The 18,321-nt window shown below is 66.4% G+C and carries 16 protein-coding genes; 12 read left to right on the top strand and 4 right to left on the bottom strand.

The genetic code is table 11. The features are described from left to right. Positions 1 to 122: 122 nt before the first annotated feature. The 5 genes from K6T56_08755 (at position 123) to K6T56_08735 (ending at position 5,225) form a co-directional block, all read left to right on the top strand. Entirely contained in the window at positions 123 to 422 is a 300-nt protein-coding gene (locus K6T56_08755; GenBank protein MCL6556433.1) for a hypothetical protein, read from the top strand. Positions 423 to 486: 64 nt separating this feature from the next. Next, positions 487 to 1,818, top strand: a complete 1,332-nt coding sequence (locus K6T56_08750) for a hypothetical protein (GenBank protein ID MCL6556432.1) — start codon at positions 487 to 489, stop codon at positions 1,816 to 1,818. 25 nt (positions 1,819 to 1,843) lie between these two features. After that, positions 1,844 to 2,743, top strand: a complete 900-nt coding sequence (locus K6T56_08745) for a zinc ABC transporter substrate-binding protein (protein ID MCL6556431.1) — start codon at positions 1,844 to 1,846, stop codon at positions 2,741 to 2,743. Beyond that, a complete protein-coding gene (locus tag K6T56_08740) occupies positions 2,740 to 3,483 on the top strand; it encodes a metal ABC transporter permease (protein ID MCL6556430.1) in 744 nt (247 codons plus the stop codon). The genes K6T56_08745 and K6T56_08740 overlap by 4 nt, the downstream gene beginning before the upstream one ends. 152 nt (positions 3,484 to 3,635) lie before the next feature. Further along, complete coding sequence (locus K6T56_08735) at positions 3,636 to 5,225, top strand: hypothetical protein (GenBank protein MCL6556429.1); 1,590 nt, start codon at positions 3,636 to 3,638, stop codon at positions 5,223 to 5,225. Here the strand turns inward: K6T56_08735 and K6T56_08730 are convergent. Next, a complete protein-coding gene (locus tag K6T56_08730; GenBank protein MCL6556428.1) occupies positions 5,218 to 6,432 on the bottom strand; it encodes a YihY family inner membrane protein in 1,215 nt (404 codons plus the stop codon). The two genes, K6T56_08735 and K6T56_08730, sit on opposite strands and share 8 nt — an antisense overlap. 94 nt (positions 6,433 to 6,526) lie before the next feature. Here K6T56_08730 and K6T56_08725 point away from each other — a divergent pair, with 94 nt between their 5' ends. From K6T56_08725 to K6T56_08715, 3 genes are read left to right on the top strand one after another with little or no spacing between them, the layout of a single operon-like run. After that, a complete protein-coding gene (locus tag K6T56_08725) occupies positions 6,527 to 7,231 on the top strand; it encodes a DUF2470 domain-containing protein (protein ID MCL6556427.1) in 705 nt (234 codons plus the stop codon). Positions 7,232 to 7,233: 2 nt separating this feature from the next. Next, positions 7,234 to 7,566, top strand: a complete 333-nt coding sequence (locus K6T56_08720) for a DUF2069 domain-containing protein (GenBank protein MCL6556426.1) — start codon at positions 7,234 to 7,236, stop codon at positions 7,564 to 7,566. A gap of 31 nt (positions 7,567 to 7,597) precedes the next feature. Continuing rightward, complete coding sequence (locus K6T56_08715) at positions 7,598 to 8,128, top strand: Mut7-C RNAse domain-containing protein (GenBank protein ID MCL6556425.1); 531 nt, start codon at positions 7,598 to 7,600, stop codon at positions 8,126 to 8,128. On the opposite strand, the gene K6T56_08710 is transcribed toward K6T56_08715, so the two are convergent. Genes K6T56_08710 through K6T56_08700 form a run of 3 tightly spaced genes read right to left on the bottom strand, consistent with a single transcriptional unit; the run spans position 8,109 to position 14,394 of the window. Then, positions 8,109 to 11,330: a UvrD-helicase domain-containing protein gene (locus tag K6T56_08710; GenBank protein MCL6556424.1), complete on the bottom strand. Its 3,222-nt coding sequence runs from the start codon at positions 11,328 to 11,330 to the stop codon at positions 8,109 to 8,111. The two genes, K6T56_08715 and K6T56_08710, sit on opposite strands and share 20 nt — an antisense overlap. Continuing rightward, positions 11,327 to 14,044: an exodeoxyribonuclease V subunit gamma gene (locus K6T56_08705; protein ID MCL6556423.1), complete on the bottom strand. Its 2,718-nt coding sequence runs from the start codon at positions 14,042 to 14,044 to the stop codon at positions 11,327 to 11,329. Before K6T56_08705 ends, K6T56_08710 begins: the two co-directional genes overlap by 4 nt. A 26-nt stretch (positions 14,045 to 14,070) precedes the next feature. Beyond that, on the bottom strand, positions 14,071 to 14,394 hold the full coding sequence (locus K6T56_08700) for a ferredoxin family protein (protein ID MCL6556422.1): 324 nt from the start codon (positions 14,392 to 14,394) through the stop codon (positions 14,071 to 14,073). Between the two features lie 208 nt (positions 14,395 to 14,602). Between K6T56_08700 and trxA the strand changes: the two genes are divergently transcribed. The 4 genes from trxA (at position 14,603) to K6T56_08680 (ending at position 18,299) form a co-directional block, all read left to right on the top strand. Further along, the gene (gene trxA, locus K6T56_08695) at positions 14,603 to 14,929 is read left to right on the top strand and encodes a thioredoxin TrxA (GenBank protein ID MCL6556421.1); all 327 of its coding nucleotides are present in this window, start codon (positions 14,603 to 14,605) and stop codon (positions 14,927 to 14,929) included. A 148-nt stretch (positions 14,930 to 15,077) separates the two neighbouring features. Continuing rightward, on the top strand, positions 15,078 to 16,337 hold the full coding sequence (rho, locus tag K6T56_08690) for a transcription termination factor Rho (GenBank protein ID MCL6556420.1): 1,260 nt from the start codon (positions 15,078 to 15,080) through the stop codon (positions 16,335 to 16,337). Positions 16,338 to 16,808: 471 nt separating this feature from the next. After that, complete coding sequence (locus K6T56_08685; protein MCL6556419.1) at positions 16,809 to 17,477, top strand: metalloregulator ArsR/SmtB family transcription factor; 669 nt, start codon at positions 16,809 to 16,811, stop codon at positions 17,475 to 17,477. Positions 17,478 to 17,639: 162 nt separating this feature from the next. After that, a complete protein-coding gene (locus K6T56_08680) occupies positions 17,640 to 18,299 on the top strand; it encodes an MBL fold metallo-hydrolase (protein ID MCL6556418.1) in 660 nt (219 codons plus the stop codon). Positions 18,300 to 18,321 lie beyond the last annotated feature (22 nt).

Raw genomic sequence — 18,321 nt, 5'->3', positions numbered from 1 at the left:
GCAGCCGCAATCTCCGCTATCCTTGCCTACCGGAACATCAACCCGAGTGCCAAAGGTACTGGACTCATAAGCTCAATAAGTCCGGCAGGCTGCTATAATTCGAAGCCCCTAAAAGGTCCCCCGTGCAACGCTTCCTTTCGCCTTTATTGCTCGCGGCTTTTCTGGTGTTTGCCCAGGCGGGGCTGTGGGCCCATGCCCTGCAGCACCTCAGCGGTGGGCGGGCGGCACCGGAAAAGCAGCTTCCCCCGGACAAAGTCTGTGAGCAGTGTGTGGCCCAGGCGCCGCTGGGTGCCGGGTTGACGGCCAAGCCTGCTGTCCTTCCTGTGCCGGTGGAAACTGGCTTTTCTGCCGCAGCCGCCGGCGAAAGTTTCTCCTCCCGCTTCCTTTCCGCACCCCAGGCACGCGCGCCTCCTGCCGTTTGACGTTTCGTCGTCTTGCCCCGCGCAAGGGGTGTCCGTCACGAAACCATTCGAGCAAGGAGGAACCATGTCCCTGCGTCAATTCTGCGCGGGCGGCGCCATGGCCGTGCTGCCCTGTCTCGCCCTGGCTGCGCCGCAATCGGATATCGAGGCGATCCGCGCCGAGATCGAAGCCCTCAAGCGTCAGTACGAAGCACGCATCGCTGCCCTCGAGGCAAGACTGGCCGAAGCGGAGCAGAAGCCCGCCGCACCCCGGCAAGAGCCGGCCGGCAATCCGGCGACGGCCTTCAACCCGGCCATCTCCCTGATTCTGTCCGGCACCTATGCCCACCTTCAGCGCGATCCCGCCACCTGGCGCCTCGATGGCTTTCTTCCCAGTGGCGCGGAAACCTGGCCGGGCAAGCGGAGTTTCAGCCTGGGGGAGTCGGAGCTTTTGCTTTCCGCCAACATCGACCCCTATCTGCGGGGCGAATTCATGCTGGCTGCCTCACCCGACAACGAGGTGGCGGTGGAAAACGCTTATCTCGAGACCCTGGCCCTGCCGGCCGGCTTCACCCTGAAGGCCGGGCGCTTCTATTCCGGCATCGGCTATATCAACGAGCAGCATCCCCATGCCTGGGATTTCGTCGATCCGCCCTATGCGCAGCAGGCATTTCTCGGTGGCAATCGTGCTGAGGACGGGGTGCAGCTCAAGTGGCTTTTGCCCACCGACACCTTTTTCCAGCTTGGCTTGGAAGCGGGTCGTGGCGCGGCCTTCCCGGGGGCGAAGCGCAACAAAAACGGCGTCGGGGCGTGGGCCCTGACGGCGCGGCTGGGGGGCGATGCGGGGGTGGGTCACGCCTGGCTTGCGGGCCTGGGCTTTCTCTCTCAGCGGCCCCAGGACCGGCGCTTCGAGGCGGAGGATGTCAACGGCAACTGGGTGGAAAACAGCTTCAGCGGCCGTTCCCGGCTATGGGTGGCGAGCCTGGTGTGGAAGTGGGCGCCAGAAGGAAATCCCAAGTACCGCAACTTCAAACTGCAGGGCGAGTACTACCGGAGCCGCGAGCAGGGGGACCTCACCTACGACCTGAGCCACCCTGTGACCGACGCCTTCCGCCGGGCGCAGTCGGGCTGGTATGCCCAGGGCGTCTACCAGTTTGCGCCGCGCTGGCGGGTGGGCCTGCGTTTCGACCGGCTTTCCGCGGGCACCGTTGAAGCGGGAGCCAATGGGGGACAGCTTCCGGTTCTGGCGCGCCACGATCCACGGCGCGTGAGCCTGATGGCGGATTACAGCCCCTCGGAGTACAGCCGTTTCCGCCTGCAACTGTCGCGGGACGAGGCGCGGCGGGATCAGACCGACAACCAGCTCCTTCTGCAATACGTGCTTTCCCTGGGTGCCCACGGCGCCCATGCCTTCTGATGCCATTGGGAAAAGGAGACGCGTCATGCTGAGAATCGTGTTGCTGCTTCTTGCGCTTACGGCCCTGCCGGCGCGGGCGGGCTTGAGCGTTTTCGCCTGCGAACCCGAATGGGGGGCCTTGGTGCGGGAACTGGGAGGCGAGCGGGTGACGGTTTATGAGGCCACCAGCGGCCTCATGGATCCCCATCGCATCGAGGCACGCCCCAGTCTCATCGCCCGCGCCCGCAACGCCGATCTTTTGCTGTGCACGGGCGCGGACCTGGAGGTCGGCTGGCTGCCCCTGGTCATCCGCCAGGCGGCCAATCCCCGTATCCAGCCGGGCCAGCCGGGTTATTTCGAGGCGGCGCGCCAGGTGAACCTCCTCGAAGTGCCCAGCCGCATCGACCGCGCGGAAGGTGATGTGCATCCTTTGGGCAACCCCCACATCCAGCTCGACCCCCGCAACATTCTGCGCGTGGCGGAAGCCCTGGCAGTGCGCATGGGGGAGCTGGATGCCACCGGCCGTGGCCTTTATGAGACGCGGCTTGCCGACTTCCGCCAGCGCTGGCTCAAAGCCATCACCAACTGGGAACGCCAGGCGCTTCCCTTGAAGGGTGTCGCGGTGGTGGTGCATCACAAGGTGTTCACCTATCTCCTCCATTGGCTTGGCATGCAGGAGGTGGCGGTGCTGGAACCCAAGCCGGGCATCGAACCTTCCGCGGCCCACCTTGGCCGTGTGCTGGAGGGATTGCGGCAGCAACCGGCGCGCCTCATTCTGCGTGCCACCTACCAGGATGAGCGGGCTGCGGACTGGCTTGGAAGCCGCGCCCACATCCCCGCCGTGGCCCTTCCCGCCACCGTCGGGGGCAGCCCGCAAGCCCGCGATCTCACGAGCCTCTTCGACGACATCCTGCGCCGGCTGCTTGCTGCGGGAAGCCAGGGATGAATGCCGCCGAGTGGGGTTGGCTTGCACCGCCTTTTTTTGCTGGGCTTTTGGTGCTGTTCACCCACGTGCCCCTGGGTTTGCAGGTGCTGGCGCGGGGTATCGTCTTCGTCGATCTCGCCCTGGCGCAGCTTGCGGCCCTGGGCGTGCTCATCGCCGGGTTGGCCGGCTGGCAGGCCCATGGCGTGGCCATGCAGGCGGTGGCGGTGACCGCCGCCCTCGTGGGTGCGGTGCTCCTCAACCACGCCGAGCGGCGCTGGCCGCAAGTGCAGGAGGCCCTGATCGGCGTCCTCTTCGTACTGGCGGCCACTGCCGGCATGCTGCTGCTCGCCCATCACCCCCACGGCGGCGAACATTTGCAGGACATGCTCGCGGGGCAGATTCTGTGGGTGGGGTGGTCCGAGGTGGAAATTCTCGCCGTGGTGACCGTCCTGCTGGCTGCGCTGTGGTTTGCGGGGCGGGCCTGGCGGCTCACCTTCTACGGAGTGTTTGCCTGTGCCGTCACCGCCTCGGTGCAGATGGTGGGCGTCTACCTCGTCTTCGCCAGCCTCATCGTGCCGGCGCTGGCGGTGCGGGGCATGCCGGTGCGCCGTGGCGTGGCCTGGGGCATCCTCGCCGGCGGTCTCGGCTATGCCTTGGGGCTCTTGGCCTCCGCCCGCTGGGACCTGCCCGCCGGGCCGGTGATCGTCTGGGCCCTGGTGATCACGGCCTGGGGCACCCGCGCCCTGGTCCGGCTGCGGTAATGGGCCACAACGCGAAGCGTTGCCGCGTCCACCTCTGCCTCCGGCAGAGGGCAGCGGTGAGCTGATTGCGGCGGGGCGCCAATTGCCCGCCGCTTTCCCCCTGTGTCACAATCCCCGCGTTTGGAAACGCGAGGAAAGGCGGGGAGCACCTCATGACGCTCAAGCTGTCCATTCCCGGGGTGACGGCGCAGTCTGGCATTGCCCTGGAGACGCGACCCCGCCAGGTGAAGGAATGGCTGGAATCCCTGCCCCTTGCCAATGCCCTGGAGGCGGGGCGCAAGCTCGCCGACGCCCTGGTGGCAAGCCGTGCCGTGCGGCTTTCGGAAGAGGCACGGCTGCGCTTTCTGGAGCAGTACCGGCACACCATCCATGCCCTGCTGCCGGCGCTGAAACAGGAATACGAAGGCCGGCCCCTGCCCTTGGGTGAGCGGGCAAGACATTCGGCGCAACTGGCGCGGGAGGTGCTGTCCGAGCTCACCAACGGCTACAAGCTGGTGTTGCTGGATCTAAGCCAGCGGCGCCTCGCCCTAGGGGTACAGAAGCTCGCGCCCCTGGCCTGCCAGCGCATTCTGGAAGGGCTCGGCGATATTCTCGACATCTGCTACGAGACCTACGCCCCCACCCCCGCCGGCCTGTGGGGCGAGATCCACCAGGTCTATTGGTACGCCGCGCGGGAAAACCACCACGAAACGCCGCTGCCGCCGGAGGAAGGGGGTGGCAGTGTCAACCACACCTACAAGCGCATCCTCCTCACCGCGCTTGCCGATCCCTACCGTCTGTTGCAGGGCCAGCTTGCTTTGGTGAGACGTTATCTTGCGCGCACCGCGGAGCTTGCGCTCCTGCAGCCGCTGGCGCCGGCCTCCACACCCCATGGCCTGTTCCTGGTGCGCCTGGACGAGGACAGACCGCCGCGGCCGCTTGCCCACCACACGGGTTCCACCGACACGCGCAGCGACATTCTGCTCAACACGCTGCCCTTCGTGCGCCGGTTGCACGATGCGCTGCAGGCAGTGGAGAGGGGCACTTCACCGGTGACGGCGGGATTGCCGGAAGTGGCGGGTGAGGCGGCGGCATTGAGCCTGTTGAAACGCTTGCTCACCCTGTGGGGGCTGGGGCCGAAACGCACCTTCCAGCGGTTGGGGGCGGGCGGCTCGGCCTTCATCTGCACGGGACTGTCGGCCCTCTACCATACCCTGGCCGGGGAAGGGGGGGTTACCGACGAAGTGCCGGAGACGGCGGACGAAGTGGAAATCACCGTGCAGGTGGCCCATGGGGGGGAACGCACGGGGCAGCATGTGACCTACAGCTGCACCACCTGGCATGTGGTCAACGAGAGTGCGGGCGGCATCGCGCTGGCCAACGAACCGCGCAGTGTGACCCGCATCCGCGTCGGGGATGTGATCGGTCTGCGCACGGGTGGCAACGAGTGGGGTGTGGCCGCGGTGCGCTGGATTCGCAGCGAGACGCCGGAGCGCATCCAGCTCGGCGCCCAGTTCCTCTCCCCGCGGGCGGTGCCGGTGGCGGTGCGCCCCACCATCACGGCCGCGGAGACCCCCCATCAGCCGGCGCTGCTTCTGCCTGCCATGCCCCAGCTCAAACAGCCGGAGCGGCTCCTGGCGGCGCGGGGCACTTTCCTGCCGGAGCGGGAGCTCACCCTGCGCACGCCGGAGGGCACGCGCATCGTGCGTGCCCGGCAGCTTCTGGAGCAGACCGACAGCTTCGAAATCTTCCTCTTCAGCTGACGGATTCGGGTGAAAGAAAGAGCTCCCCGAGACTCTGCGCCAAGGCCGGCTCTGCGGCGTGGTTCAGCGTCTCGAGGAAGTGGCGGATGCGCGTGTTGCTGCTTTCCGCCGCCACGCGGCCATCCCAGAGGAAGAGGCGCGCAAGCTCCCCCACCGTGATGGCGGAGGCCGGCCGGGCGAGTAGCCAACGCCCGTCGTCGGTGCGGGCCACGATCCCTGCCTCGGCCAAGCGGGGAAGCAGCGCCTCCCGCTCATCACTGGCTGCTGCCGGGGGGCCAAGGAGCGCAGCCGTAGCGAGGGGCACACCCTGTTGCTGCGCCAGGACCAGGCGGCCTGCCAATTCCAGCGCGGCGACGAAACGCCAGCCGGGCAGATTATTGCCCTCCTCGGCACCCGGCCAGGCGGGCAACGCTGCGGTGAGGGTCGCTCCCAGCAGCACCACCAGCCAGGATGCGTAAAGCCAGACGAGGAAGATGGGTAGCGCGGCGAAGGCACCATACACCAGGCGGAAGGTGGGAAAGTGGGTGACGTACCAGGTGAAGGCGCTTTGCATCACCTGAAAGCCGATGCCGGCCGCGAGCCCCCCCACCACGGCATGGCGGAAGGCGACGGTGCGGTTGGGCACCAGGGTGTAGAGCAGGGCAAAGGCGAGGGCCATGAGGAGCGCCGGCAGCGGCCGCAGCAGATGCACCCCCAGCCAGGGAATCTGGCTGGCGTAGCCCAGGGAAAGGGAGGCGAGATAGGAGGTCACCGAAAGGCTTGCGCCCAACAGCAAGGGTCCCGTGGTCAGCACCGCCCAGTAGCTGAGGAAACGCTGCACAAGGGGTCGGGGTTTGGCCACGCGCCAGATGGTGTTGAAGGCTTCCTCGATGGCGTGCATGAGGAGCAGCGCCGTGAGCACCAGCAGAAAGAGGCCCACCAGGGTGAGGCGCGAGGCTTTTTCCGAAAACTGCACCATGTAGACGGTGATGATGCGCCCGGCGATTTCGGGCACCATGTGGGTGAGGAGGAAGACCTTGAGCGCGGTCATCAGCTCGCCAAAAACGGGAAACGCGGCGAGCACGGCAAGCGCCACCGTGATCAGCGGCACCAGCGCGAGCAGGGTCGTGTAGGCGAGGGCGGCCGCGGTCTGCGGGCAGCGGTCGCGGAGAAAGCGGCGAAGGACGAAACGCAGGAAACGCAAAGGCGGCAGGGCGCGCGGCGGCATGGCGCGGACGGTAGCACCCGCCCTCCCGCAGCGTCAAGGCGACGGCGGCGCCCGCCTTTGCGATAATCAGCGTGTTCGTTCCCGGAGACAAACCATGGATCCTGCCCTGCGCGTGCGGCGGCTTGTGCGCCGCTGTCATACCGGCGTGATCGCCACCCAGTCCCACGACATGCCGGGCTTTCCCTACGCCTCCTTCGTCGAATACGTGGCCGACCACCAGGGCCGGCCGGTCATGCTCATCAGCGCCCTGGCCGAACACACCCGCAACCTCCATTACCATGCCCGGCTGAGTCTGGCGGCGGCGCTCTCCCCTGAGGAACACGTGCTGGCCTCGCCCCGCTTCACCTGCCTGGGTGAGGCACGGCTGGTGCCCGATGAGGAGATTCCCGCCTGTCGCGCCCGCTATCTGCGCTACTTCCCCCAGGCGGCGGATTACCTTTCCCTCGACTTCGCCTTCTGGCGTATCGAGCCGGTGCGGCTGCGCAGCATCCCCGGCTTCGGCGCCGCGGTGTGGGTCACCGCAGGGGACTATCTGGCGCTGGCAACGCGCCTTGCCGAAGTGGAGGCGGACATCCTCGACCACATGAACAGCCAGCACCGCGACGCCCTCGTCCATTACGCCCGTCAAGCGGGGGTGGAGGCGGCGGAAGTTTCCATGGTGGGCATCGACTGCGATGGCTTCGACCTGCGCATTGGCACGGGACTTTTGCGCCTCGATTTTGCGCAACCGGTGTGGGATGTGGAGGGGGTGCGCGAGGCCCTGCGCCAACTGGCGCAGTCCGGGAGGACGCCGGGTTGAGGATGGCGCTTTTCCACTATGGGGCGATCGTCAGTCTCACCGCCCTGATTTTCCTTTGCCTCTTCTGGGAGCTTTTCTGGGCGCCCCTGCGTCCCGGCGGCTCCTTCCTCGTGCTGAAGGTGTTGCCTTTGCTGCTGCCCCTTTTCGGCATCCTGCGCGGCCGGCGCTACACCTACCAATGGGCGTCCATGCTGATCCTTGCCTATTTCGCCGAAGGGGTGGTGCGTGCCCTGACGGAACCGGCGCCGGCGGCAAGGCTTGCGGCAGTGGAAATCGTCCTGTCTCTGGTCTTCCTGCTGAGTGCCGTGGCCTATGTGCGGCAGACGGCACACTGAACCGCCTGATCCCGCGCGGGTCTCACACATCATGAACCCGCCCCGTTTCCTCTGCGATGTCATGCTGGCGCGGCTTGCCCGCTGGTTGCGCGCGGCGGGCCATGACACCCTGCTCGCCGGGGCGCAGGCGCCGGATGGGGAACTCGTGCGGCGGGCGGTGGCGGAGGGCCGCTGGCTCATCACCCTCGACCGGCAGATGGCGGCCCACAAGGCGGGGCAGGCGCAAGTGATCGTGCTGGCACAGGGCAGCCTCGCCGAGCAGGCGGCGCGGCTTGGCCGCCTCATCGATATCGACTGGCTGGCGCGCCCCTTCAGCCGCTGCCTGCTGGACAACACGCTCCTTGAGCCCGCCCGTCCCGGCGACATCGACCGCCTACCCGAGGGCGTGCGCCGCGCGGCAAGGGACTTTTTGACCTGTCCTGTCTGCGAAAGGGTCTATTGGGCGGGCTCCCACTACCGGCGCATGGCGGCCACCCTCGCCGCCTGGCAACGGGCGCGCCAAGCCCCACCCGCGCTAGGGGCCTTGCCCGACGCAGGCGTTTTCAGGGGGACAGCTCCATGAGCGTGCCATCGGCGAAGATCAGCGCCGTGCGCACCGCCTTGCCCGGAAAAAGGGGCGCCATCGCCTGGCGGTAGGTGGCAAGCTGGCTGCGGTACGCTGCAATGCGGGAGGGTGAGGCCGCCTCTCCCATCTTGTAATCGAGAATCCACACTTCCTCACGGAACTCCACCAAGCGGTCGATGCGTCCCATCTCGCCGTCCTCGTTGACGAAGGCCAGTTCGTTTTCGGCGCGCAAAAACTGCCGGGGATCGAAGAAGCGCGCCAGGGCCGGCTGCGTGATGAGGCGCCGCGCCTCTTCCGCAAGCGCCACGAAAGTCTGCGCGTCCAGCTTGAGCTCGCGGCGCAAGGCGATCTCGTTGAGCCCGTCTGTGCCCCTTCCCAGCACCTCCAGCAGACGGTGCAGGGCGATGCCGCGGCGGATGGCGGGGGTGTCGGCCTCCAGGATACGCCGCCCCACTGGCGTGGCGCTTGGCGGGACAAGCGCGGCCACCGCTGGCGGCCGAGGCTCCACCACGGGGGCCGGTGGCGGCAGGGTGGCCAGATCCAGCGGATGGGCAGGTGCTGCGGCGCGGATGCGCCCGTAGAAACTGTCCGCCTCCTCGCCACGCCCGGAGGCACTCACGATCAGATACTGCCGGGCGCGGGTGAGGGCCACGTAGAGGAGATTGAGTTCTTCGCGGCGGGCAAGGGCCGTTTGCTCCTCCACCAGGGCGGCACGCGCGCGCCCCACTTCGTCCTTGCGGGTATGGAAGGAAAAGTGCGTGGGCGTGTCCGCCTCCGGCGGCCATTGCACCAGCACGCGGTAGGCATCGTTGTGGTTGCCGCGGTGCTGGGCATCGATGAGACAGACGATGGGCGCCTCCAGCCCTTTGGCGCCGTGGATGGTGTGGATGCGCACGGCATCGTCGTCAACCGCCACGGCGCCCTCGTCCGGTGCCTCCTCCCCGGCACGGCTGAGATCGGCGAGCTCCTGCAGGAAACGCGGCAGGGAGGGGTAGCGCCCGCCCTGTACCTTGAGGGCGAGTTCCAGGAAGGCGTGCAGATTGGCCACCACGCCCGCGTGCAGCGGCGGCGGCACAGCGCGGAGGTAGCGCTCGATGACTTCGCCTTCGGCATAGATGCGGTCGAGAAGATCGTGGACCGGCAGATGGTCGGTGAGATCACGCCATGCGGAAAGAAGCTGTGCCGCCCGGCAAAGCGGTGTGCTGGCAAGCCCTTCCTGCACCAGGGCCTGCAGGCGTTGCCACCAGGTGCGTTCGGCTCGCCCCGCAAGGCATAGCAGGTCCTCATCGGTTGCGCCGAAGAGGGGGCTTTTCAGCACCTGGGCCAGGCGCAGGTCGGCGAAGGGCAAGACGAGAAATTCCAGCAGGGCGCGCAGGTCGCTCACTTCCAGGGTTTCCAGCAGTCCCCCGCGGCGGGCGCTGAGGAAGGGAATCCCGGCAGCCTTGAAGGCCTCTTCGAAATGGGAGAGATGGTTGCGGGAGCGGGTGAGCACCATGATGTCGCCGAAGCGAGCGGGCCGCTGTCCCGTCTCCGTCCACACCGGCAGACGCCCCACCAGCTCGCGCAGGCAGGCGGCAAGGGCCTGTGCCTCCAAGGCCGGGCCCACCACGGGCTCCGGCAGGGGTTCGACGAGGGGGTTGCGCAGCCGTTCCTCCGCCGCCTGGGGTTCTTCGGCCACGGCAAGGGGCAGGATCAACACACCCCCCGCCAAGCTTTGCCGATGGGCCCGGTGGGGGCGGAAATGGGGGAAGTCGGGCAGGGCGCCGAAGACGCGGTTCACCACATCGATCACCGCCGGTGCGCACCGGCGCGATTCATCCTGGGTGAGGTGAATGGCGCCATAGTGGAGCTTGAGCCAATCCCGGGCCAGGGTGAAAAGCCGCGGCTCCGCGCCGCGGAAGCGGTAGATGGACTGCTTGGGATCACCCACGAGGAAGACGGTGGGGCGTCGATCGGCTGCTTCGCTCGCGGCAAGCCAGGCGCGCAGAATCTGCCACTGCACCGGGTTGGTGTCCTGGAATTCGTCGATGAGGACATGGCGGTAGCGGGCATCCAGCTTGTATTGCAGATATTCCGCGTGATCGCTGGTGGTGACGAGCCGCCAGGCGAAGAGTTCGATGTCGGCGAAATCCAGCGCCCCCCGCGCCTCCTTCAGCCGCTGGTATTGGGCGAGATAGGCCGTGGCGCAGCGGAAGGCCGCTTCGTTGAGGTGCAGGATGCGCCGCGCAAGCCGCGCCTCGGCCGTATCCAGGATGCGTTTGGAAAGGTATTCCAGCCGCGCCGTGCCCGCTTCCCCGGCTTCCCGCGCGACGAGATCAAACACTTCCTTGCGGGGTCGGCCTTCGCTGGTGAAGACCACGCTTTGCAGCGCGGAAAACCGGCTTTCATCGTCCTGTTCATCGCGCGCAAGCCGCAAGGCAAGACCCTGCGCCCTTTTGCCGCCCCGGCTGAGGATGTCGGCAAGAAACGCGATCTCTTCTTCGGCCCCGCCGCGGAAGAAGGCGGCCAAGGGGTCTTCTTCCGGCGGGCTGCCAAGGGCTCGGTGGAGCGCTTCCATGGCGCGTTCCACGGCATCCTCCCCGCCCCCGGTGAAGGCCAGCCATTCGGTGCGTCGGTTGAGGAAATCCTCCAGCGCCTGTCGTGTGTTGGCAAGGCCCCATTCGCGAAACAGGGTGACCAGTGCCTGCGCGCCTTTCTCTTCCGTCGCCCCGGCGAGGCGGTCGGCAAAGGCCTGCCAGGCTTCCTCTCGCAGGGAGGCCGTGTGTTCCAGGAGGGTCACCTCGCCGGCGGCCGCGCCCAGGGGGGCGTGGGAGAGCAGCTTCAGGAACCAGCCGTGGAAGGTGTCGATGGTGATGCCGGGATCGGCATAGAGCACCCGCTCGAAAAGTCCCCGTGCCTGGGGCAGGCGTTGCGCCAGTTCATCCTCGGCGAGGCCCCAGGCCAGAAGGCGATCACGGACCGCCGCTTCGTCCTCGGTGGCGAGCCGGCGCAGCCAGTCGTTGAGGCGGGTGCGCATTTCCCGCGCCGCCTTGCGGGTGAAGGTGATGGCCAGGATTTCCGCTGGATCGGCACCGTCAAGGAGCAGGCGGACGATGCGGGAGACGAGGAGCCAGGTCTTGCCGCTGCCCGCACAGGCTTCGACGACGACGCTGGTGCGGGGATCGAGGGCGGAGCGGGTGAGGGGGGAAGCTGGCGTCATTCCCCGCCCCAGAAACTGCGGCGGCAAAGGCCCGCCATTTCGCAGTGGGCGCAGGTTTCCGCCACGCCCTGGGCGCGCAGCGGCGCGCTTTCATGCAAGGCGTCGAAGAGATCGATGAGGCGGGCTTCGATCGCCTCCGCTTCCGCCACCAGATCACGGGGGAAAGGCACGAGCTCCACCTTGTCGCCGGAAAGGCTCAAAAAGCCCGCCATGCGCACCCGTTTTTCGGCAAGGAGGGCATAGACGGGAAGCTGCACCTCCTCGCCCGGCCGCTCCAGGTTTTTTTTCAGGCGCCTGGCCTCACCCGTCTTGTAGTCCAGCACGGCGAGCTCCCCCTGCCGGGCATCGAGGCGGTCCAGCTTGCCGGTGAGAAGCAGCGTGCTGCCGTTGCGCAGGGGCAGTTCCACCGCCCGCGCCACCTCCTGTTCCCGCACCTGCCAGCCTTCCTTCTCCCGCTCGCCCTGCCAGGCGAGATAGGCGGGAATGAGCTTCTCCCAGCGGAATTTCCAGGCGTGGTTGAGGTAGTTTTGGGCGGTGAGGGGGGCGAAGGCCTCCTCGCTCACGCGCCGCAGGGCGCTTTCCGCGGCCTCAGGTTCCGCTGCGGCGAGGCCTGGATGACGGGCATGGAAACGGGCAAGGATGTCATGCACCACGTTGCCGAAGTCCTGCTTTTCCATCTCCACCTGCACCTCGTCCTCCTCGTTGAGACCCAGGACATGGCGGGCGAAATACTGGTAGGGACAGGCAAGCAGGCTGCGGTAGCCACTGGCGGAAATGCGGCAGGGCACCTGATGGGGCGCAAGCCGCGGCGCGGGACGGGGCGTTCCCGCCTGCTGCGGCGGATGCCCGTGGAGCATGGGGGGCGCCTCCGTCACCATGAGCGTCTGCCCCCAGGCGAGGGCATGCAGGGTGGCCAGGCCATCGAGCCAGGGGCTTGGCAACGCCTCCTCGCCCTCGCGCCTTTTCTGCCAGATGGCGAGCACCCGGGGGCTTGAGGCAAGCAGCAGGGCAAGGGAGCGGCGTTCGAGGCTTGTTGCCTCTCGCCGAGTGGGCAGGCCCAGTTCCCGGCGCACCGCCTCGTTGAAAAAGGGCCCGCCCTCCGACCGCGAAGGAAGCTGGTCTTCCCCCGCGCCCAGCAGGATCACCCCATCGAAGGTGCGCAGGCGCATGGCCGCCAGATGGGTGAACACCACCGGACTTTCGATGCTGGGATCACGGAAGGTCGCCTGCTCCAGGCGGCTGTCGAGGAGGCGGCGCCATTCCGCCAGGCTGAAGCGGTGCGTGGCGGCTGCCGCCTGCTGCCGCAGGTCCGCGAGCAGATCCAGCAACTGCCGGCCCGCCACATCCTTCTCCAATGCGGGCGTGATGCCCAGGGTGTTGAGGGTGGTGAAAAGGGCGTCGAACCAGCCGCCCAGGGGGCGTGCCTGCCCGCTTAAGATGCGGTGTGCGGCGGCAAGGCGTTGCAGGAGGGGGAGGCTTTCGGATTCCCCTTCCTGCGCTGCTGCCAGGTAGTGGTCAAGCCGCGAGACCAGATTGCGGGAGCGGATGAGCTGCTCCAGTTCATAGACCGCTTCCCGCCGGGCGCCTGCCTCGAGATCAGCGAACACCAGGGGGGACTTGAGAAAGTCCAGGAGCTCCCGGTGGTGGAAATCGGCGGCGATGAGGTCAAGCCAGCGCATCACCACGCTGGCGGCACTGGTGGTGGAAAGCGTCCAGCCGGTTTCGTCCTCCACCAGAATCTGCGCCCGTTCCAGAAGCGCCCGCAGGCGGCGCGCCGCGAGGCGATCCTGCGCAACGACGGCAAGCCTCTGCCTGCCCTCGGCAAGCCACTGCCGCACCTGGTGTTCCGCCGCCCGGGCTGCCTCCTCGAGGCTACCGGCACCGAAGAGCGCAAGCCTGCCCGCGAGGGGGCTCTGCGCAAGGCTTGACTTCAACTGCCGGCCCCGTTCCTGCAGGGGTGGGCTGGTGTGCTCCCAGGCGGCGGCAAGGACTGCCTGCAGCGGGTCGGCTTCCCCCGAAAACACCGCTGGGGCAAAAAGCCGCACCGGCTGCCGTTCGGCATAACGGCAAAGACATTCCACTTCAACGGGCGAAAGTTCCATGAGCCCGATGCCGTAGAGGGGGCGGGCTGCGTCCCGGGCAAGCTGCGAAAGACGCATCACGTAGGCCGTGGTGGCGTCGGGTCGGCCGGCGAGGGCGTCATGGTGTGCCCGCCACAGGGTGTGCACCAGGTGCGCCTCGAAGCGCAGCGTCTCCCCCTCCGCCACGCCGTAGGCCTGGGCGAGGCGCTGGGTGAAGCCGGCCGCGTCAGCGGGCAGTCCCACCCGGCTGAGGGTGAGCTCATCGAAAAGACGCAGAAGTGCCCGGGTGATCTGCCAGCGGTCTTGTTCGGCAAACCACCCCTGCGCCCGCAAGGCGGCGTAAAGCATTTCCTCCCGCAGCAGGTCCGGCGTCTCCTCCACGGTGAGGGGGATTTGCCGGGCAAGCTGGGGCAGGGTGGTGAGCTGGGGCAAAACGAGCGTGGGGCAACGGGCGGCGCGCACCAGGGCATGGGCGAAGGGGGCCGCCGCGTGCAGGCTGGGCAAAAGCACGATGAGCCGGGAAAGATCCGGAAGCAGATCGGCATGGGCGGCGATGATGCGCTCTGCCGCCTCCTTAAGGGCAGTGGGGGCGGCGACAAGCTCGGTCAAGGGGGCAAGCGCCTCGAGATCCATGGGGCGGCGCCCTGCCGACGGCGATTTCAGCGGATGAGCTGATCGCGCTTGTTCTTCACTTTCGCCCACTCGTCGGCGTCGGGCAGGGGGTCCTTGCGCTCGACGATGACTTTCCACACCTTGGCCAGCTCCGCATTGAGCTGGATGAAGTCCCGCTGATCCTCGGGCACGTCATCCTCGGCGTAGATGGCGCCCACCGGGCATTCCGGGACGCACAGGGTGCAGTCGATGCATTCCTCGGGATCGATCACCAGGAAATTGGGGCCCTCGTGGAAGCAGTCCACGGGGCAGACCTCCACGCAGTCGGTGTATTTGCAGCGGATGCAGGCTTCGGTCACGACATAGGCCATGGCAGGACGCCTCGCAAGAGGGAAAAAGGGGCTTCATTGTAACCTTCGCGAAGGGGGCGGGCAAAACCCGCGCGCGGCTTCCCAAGCTGCGGGATTTTGGTTAGGATAGGCTGCGGTTTTCCCGACAAAATCCACAACAATCAACCAGCCCATCACCCAGACCCGCATCCGGCCCCTCCGGGTGGGTCTTTCGTCAAGCGAGGATGCCATGAGCGAACACATTCACTATGTCACCGACGACACCTTCGAGCAGGAGGTGTTGCAGTCCGAGCTCCCCGTCCTGGTGGATTACTGGGCGGACTGGTGCGGCCCGTGCAAGATGATCGCCCCCATCCTGGACGAGGTGGCACAGGAATACGCGGGCAAGCTCAAAGTGGCCAAGCTCAACATCGACGAGAACCAGTCCACGCCCGCCAAATACGGCATCCGTGGCATTCCCACGCTGATGATCTTCAAGAATGGCAACGTCGAGGCAACCAAGGTGGGGGCGCTGTCTAAGTCCCAGCTCACCGCCTTCATTGACAGTAATCTCTAAAGCGTCTATTTTTCACCCTGAAGTTTCCTGAAGGCGGGCGCCCGATAACCACAAGACGGGCGCCCGGCCGATTCCTCCGGGAGCGCAGTCCGCGTCTCCGGTTTCCGCACCCGCGATTCAACCCCTTCCTCATCTGCGCCACGAGTCTATGCATCTTTCCGACCTCAAACGTCGCCACGTCTCCGAACTGGTGGAAATGGCGGTTGCCAACGAAATCGAAAACGCAGCGCGCATGCGCAAGCAGGACCTCATCTTCGCTCTGCTCAAAAACCAGGCGCGCAAGGGCGAAAGCATCTACGGCGAAGGCACCCTCGAAGTGCTGCAGGACGGTTTCGGTTTCCTGCGTTCCCCCGACACCTCCTATCTCGCCGGCCCGGATGACATCTACGTCTCCCCCTCGCAGATCCGCCGCTTCAACCTGCATACCGGCGACACGGTGCAGGGGGAAATCCGCACGCCCAAGGAAGGGGAGCGTTATTTCGCCCTCGTCAAGGTGGATACGGTCAACGGTGAACCGCCGGAGAACGCCAAAAACAAAATCCTCTTCGAGAACCTGACGCCTCTCCATCCCACGGAGATGCTCACCCTCGAGCGGGACATCAAATCCGAGGAAAACATTACCTGCCGCGTCATCGACATGATCGCGCCCATCGGCAAGGGCCAGCGGGGGCTGCTGGTGGCGCCACCCAAGAGCGGCAAGACGGTGATGTTGCAACACATCGCCCATGCCATCACCGCCAATCATCCGGACGTGGTGCTCATCGTGCTCCTCATCGACGAGCGCCCCGAGGAGGTGACCGAGATGTCCCGCACGGTGCGTGGGGAGGTGGTGGCCTCGACCTTCGACGAGCCCGCCTCCCGTCACGTGCAGGTGGCGGAGATGGTGATCGAGAAGGCTAAGCGGCTGGTGGAGCACAAGAAGGATGTGGTCATCCTCCTCGATTCCATCACGCGGCTGGCGCGCGCCTACAACACGGTGCAACCTGCCTCCGGCAAGGTGCTCACCGGGGGTGTGGACGCCAATGCCCTGCAGAAACCCAAGCGTTTCTTTGGCGCCGCGCGCAACATCGAGGAAGGTGGTAGCCTCACCATCATCGCCACGGCGCTGATCGACACCGGCAGCCGCATGGACGACGTCATCTACGAGGAATTCAAGGGCACCGGCAACCTGGAAATCCACCTCGACCGGCGTATGGCGGAAAAACGCATCTATCCCGCCATCAATGTCAACCGTTCCGGCACCCGGCGCGAGGAGCTTTTGCTCAAGCCCGACGTCCTGCAAAAGATCTGGATCCTGCGCAAGCTTTTGTATCCGATGGACGACCTCGAGGCGATGGAATTTTTGCTGGACAAAATCCGCGCCACAAAGAACAACCAGGACTTTTTCGACAGCATGCGGCGGGGCTGAGGGCGCCTCGAGGTGGCGGCTGCTTCGGGTCGCATCCCCGCGCGGCGGGGCCCCAGCTTGCCCCGTCCGCAGCCGCACCTCTCGGCGGAGGGAGTTTTTCTGGACCGACTCCACGCCAGGAAAGACAACCAGGACTTTTTTGACGGCATGCGGCGGGGCTGAGGGCGCCTCGAGGTGGCGGCTGCTCCGGGTCGCATCCCCGCGCGGCGGGGCCCCGGCTTTTCCCGTCCGCAGCCGCACCTCTCGGCGGAGGGCGTTTTGCTGGACCGACTCCACGCCAGGAAAGACAACTAGGACTTTTTCGACAGCATGCGGCGGGGCTGAGGGCGCCTCGAGGTGGCGGCGGCAGACTGCGCAAAGAAAGGCGCCGCTGCTGGAGATTGCGTGCACGCTCATTCTCAGGCCTCGTCGGAAGAGGTCCTGGTCCGCGGCAGATTTGCGCAGGGTCGAAACATTTGGTGGAATACCTGCATGCACGGGAATTTGCCACCAAAAAAACGCCTCTACGAACAGCTCGCCCGGGTGGCCAAGGCGCTGGCACAGCCCGGCCGGCTGGAGCTTTTGGAGGCGCTGGGTCAGGGCGAGCGCAGCGTGGAGGGCTTGGCGGCGGCCACCGGCATGTCGGTGGCCAACACCTCCCATCACCTGCAGGTCCTGCGGGATGGGGGTCTGGTGAGCTCGCGCCGGGAGGGGCTGCAGGTCATTTATCGGCTGAGTGACCCCGCCATCCCCAAGCTTCTTTCCTGTCTGCGCCAGGTGGCCGAGCGGCAGCTCGCCGAGGTGGAGCGCATCGTCCGTGAGTACTTCGACAGCCGTGACGGGCTCACCCCCGTCAAGCGGGAGGAGCTGCTCCGCCTGGTGAAACGCGGGGACGTGGTGGTCATCGACGTCCGTCCGCCGGAGGAGTTCGCCGCCGGCCATATCCCGGGGGCGGTGAACATTCCCGTCAACGAGTTGCCAAAGCGCCTCAAATCCCTGCCCAAGGACCAGGAGATCGTCGCCTACTGCCGCGGCCCCTACTGCATGTTTGCCGTGGATGCTGTCGCCATCCTGCGCAGGAAGGGCTACCGCGCCCGCCGGCTGGAGGAGGGTTTTCCCGAATGGAAGGCCGAGCGCCTGCCGGTGGAGAAAGGCGCGTAGCGCAAGCGCCTCTCCCTTCCCTCGCCCTCCCCGGGCCGTCCGGCTCAACCCTGCCAAAGCCTCTGCCTTGACATCCCCTGCCCCGGGGTGTAGATTTTCCAATCAAATGATCATTTGAATATTGGACGCAGTCCGTGTCCACCTCGATGCACGGAGGGCGGTATGTTTTTCAGGCAACTTTCGACCCGGGAAGCGTCCCTTTCCTACTTTTTCGGCTGTGGAACGCTGGGCAAGGCGGTGGCGGTGGATGTGGTGGCTGGTGACGAACAATGGTTCATCGACCAGGCGAAGGAGGCCCGTGTCACCATCACCCATGTCATCGATACCCATGTTCACGCCGACCACTATTCCGGTGGCCGGGCGCTGGCCCAGATGACGGGGGCGAACTACTGCCTGCACGAAAGTGACCGCGGTGTGGTGCGTTTCGCCTTCACCCCCCTTGCCGATGGCGAAACCATCGAAGCCGGCAACGTGGTCATTCGGGTGTTGCACACGCCCGGCCACACCCTGGACAGTGTCTGCCTTCTCGTTACTGACAAACGGCGTGGGGAACAACCCTGGTTCGTCATCACGGGTGACACCCTCTTCGTGGGCAGTGTGGGCCGCCCTGATCTGGCGGGCCGCGAGCGGGAGATGGCTGGGCTGCTCTTCGACTCGCTCCATGGCAAACTACTTACCCTACCCGATGAGACGGAAATCTTCCCTGGGCATCAGGCGGGCAGCGTCTGTGGCGCGGGGCTTTCCGGCAAGCCCTCTTCCACCATCGGTTGGTGGATTCAATCTCGAAGTGCAACGCGGCTGTATGATTGCATAAATACCTGATGAGGTGTTTTCCAGTTCAGGC

This window comes from Burkholderiales bacterium (assembly GCA_023511995.1).
Taxonomy (GTDB): Bacteria; Pseudomonadota; Gammaproteobacteria; order Burkholderiales; family Thiobacteraceae; genus Thiobacter.
Note: the sequence above shows the minus strand (reverse complement) of the source record. Positions and strands in the feature narration are given on the sequence as shown.

Bases quoted from the DNA above. Each gene is read 5' to 3' on its own strand.
- K6T56_08735 (MCL6556429.1), top strand. From the start codon at position 3,636: ATGACGCTCAAGCTGTCCATTCCCGGGGTGACGGCGCAGTCTGGCATT.
- K6T56_08720 (MCL6556426.1), top strand. From the start codon at position 7,234: ATGGCGCTTTTCCACTATGGGGCGATCGTCAGTCTCACCGCCCTGATT.
- K6T56_08710 (MCL6556424.1), bottom strand. From the start codon at position 11,330: ATGACGCCAGCTTCCCCCCTCACCCGCTCCGCCCTCGATCCCCGCACC.
- K6T56_08750 (MCL6556432.1), top strand. From the start codon at position 487: ATGTCCCTGCGTCAATTCTGCGCGGGCGGCGCCATGGCCGTGCTGCCC.
- K6T56_08705 (MCL6556423.1), bottom strand. From the start codon at position 14,044: ATGGATCTCGAGGCGCTTGCCCCCTTGACCGAGCTTGTCGCCGCCCCC.
- K6T56_08745 (MCL6556431.1), top strand. From the start codon at position 1,844: ATGCTGAGAATCGTGTTGCTGCTTCTTGCGCTTACGGCCCTGCCGGCG.
- K6T56_08680 (MCL6556418.1), top strand. From the start codon at position 17,640: ATGTTTTTCAGGCAACTTTCGACCCGGGAAGCGTCCCTTTCCTACTTT.
- rho (MCL6556420.1), top strand. From the start codon at position 15,078: ATGCATCTTTCCGACCTCAAACGTCGCCACGTCTCCGAACTGGTGGAA.
- K6T56_08685 (MCL6556419.1), top strand. From the start codon at position 16,809: ATGCACGGGAATTTGCCACCAAAAAAACGCCTCTACGAACAGCTCGCC.
- K6T56_08730 (MCL6556428.1), bottom strand. From the start codon at position 6,432: ATGCCGCCGCGCGCCCTGCCGCCTTTGCGTTTCCTGCGTTTCGTCCTT.
- K6T56_08740 (MCL6556430.1), top strand. From the start codon at position 2,740: ATGAATGCCGCCGAGTGGGGTTGGCTTGCACCGCCTTTTTTTGCTGGG.
- trxA (MCL6556421.1), top strand. From the start codon at position 14,603: ATGAGCGAACACATTCACTATGTCACCGACGACACCTTCGAGCAGGAG.
- K6T56_08715 (MCL6556425.1), top strand. From the start codon at position 7,598: ATGAACCCGCCCCGTTTCCTCTGCGATGTCATGCTGGCGCGGCTTGCC.
- K6T56_08700 (MCL6556422.1), bottom strand. From the start codon at position 14,394: ATGGCCTATGTCGTGACCGAAGCCTGCATCCGCTGCAAATACACCGAC.
- K6T56_08725 (MCL6556427.1), top strand. From the start codon at position 6,527: ATGGATCCTGCCCTGCGCGTGCGGCGGCTTGTGCGCCGCTGTCATACC.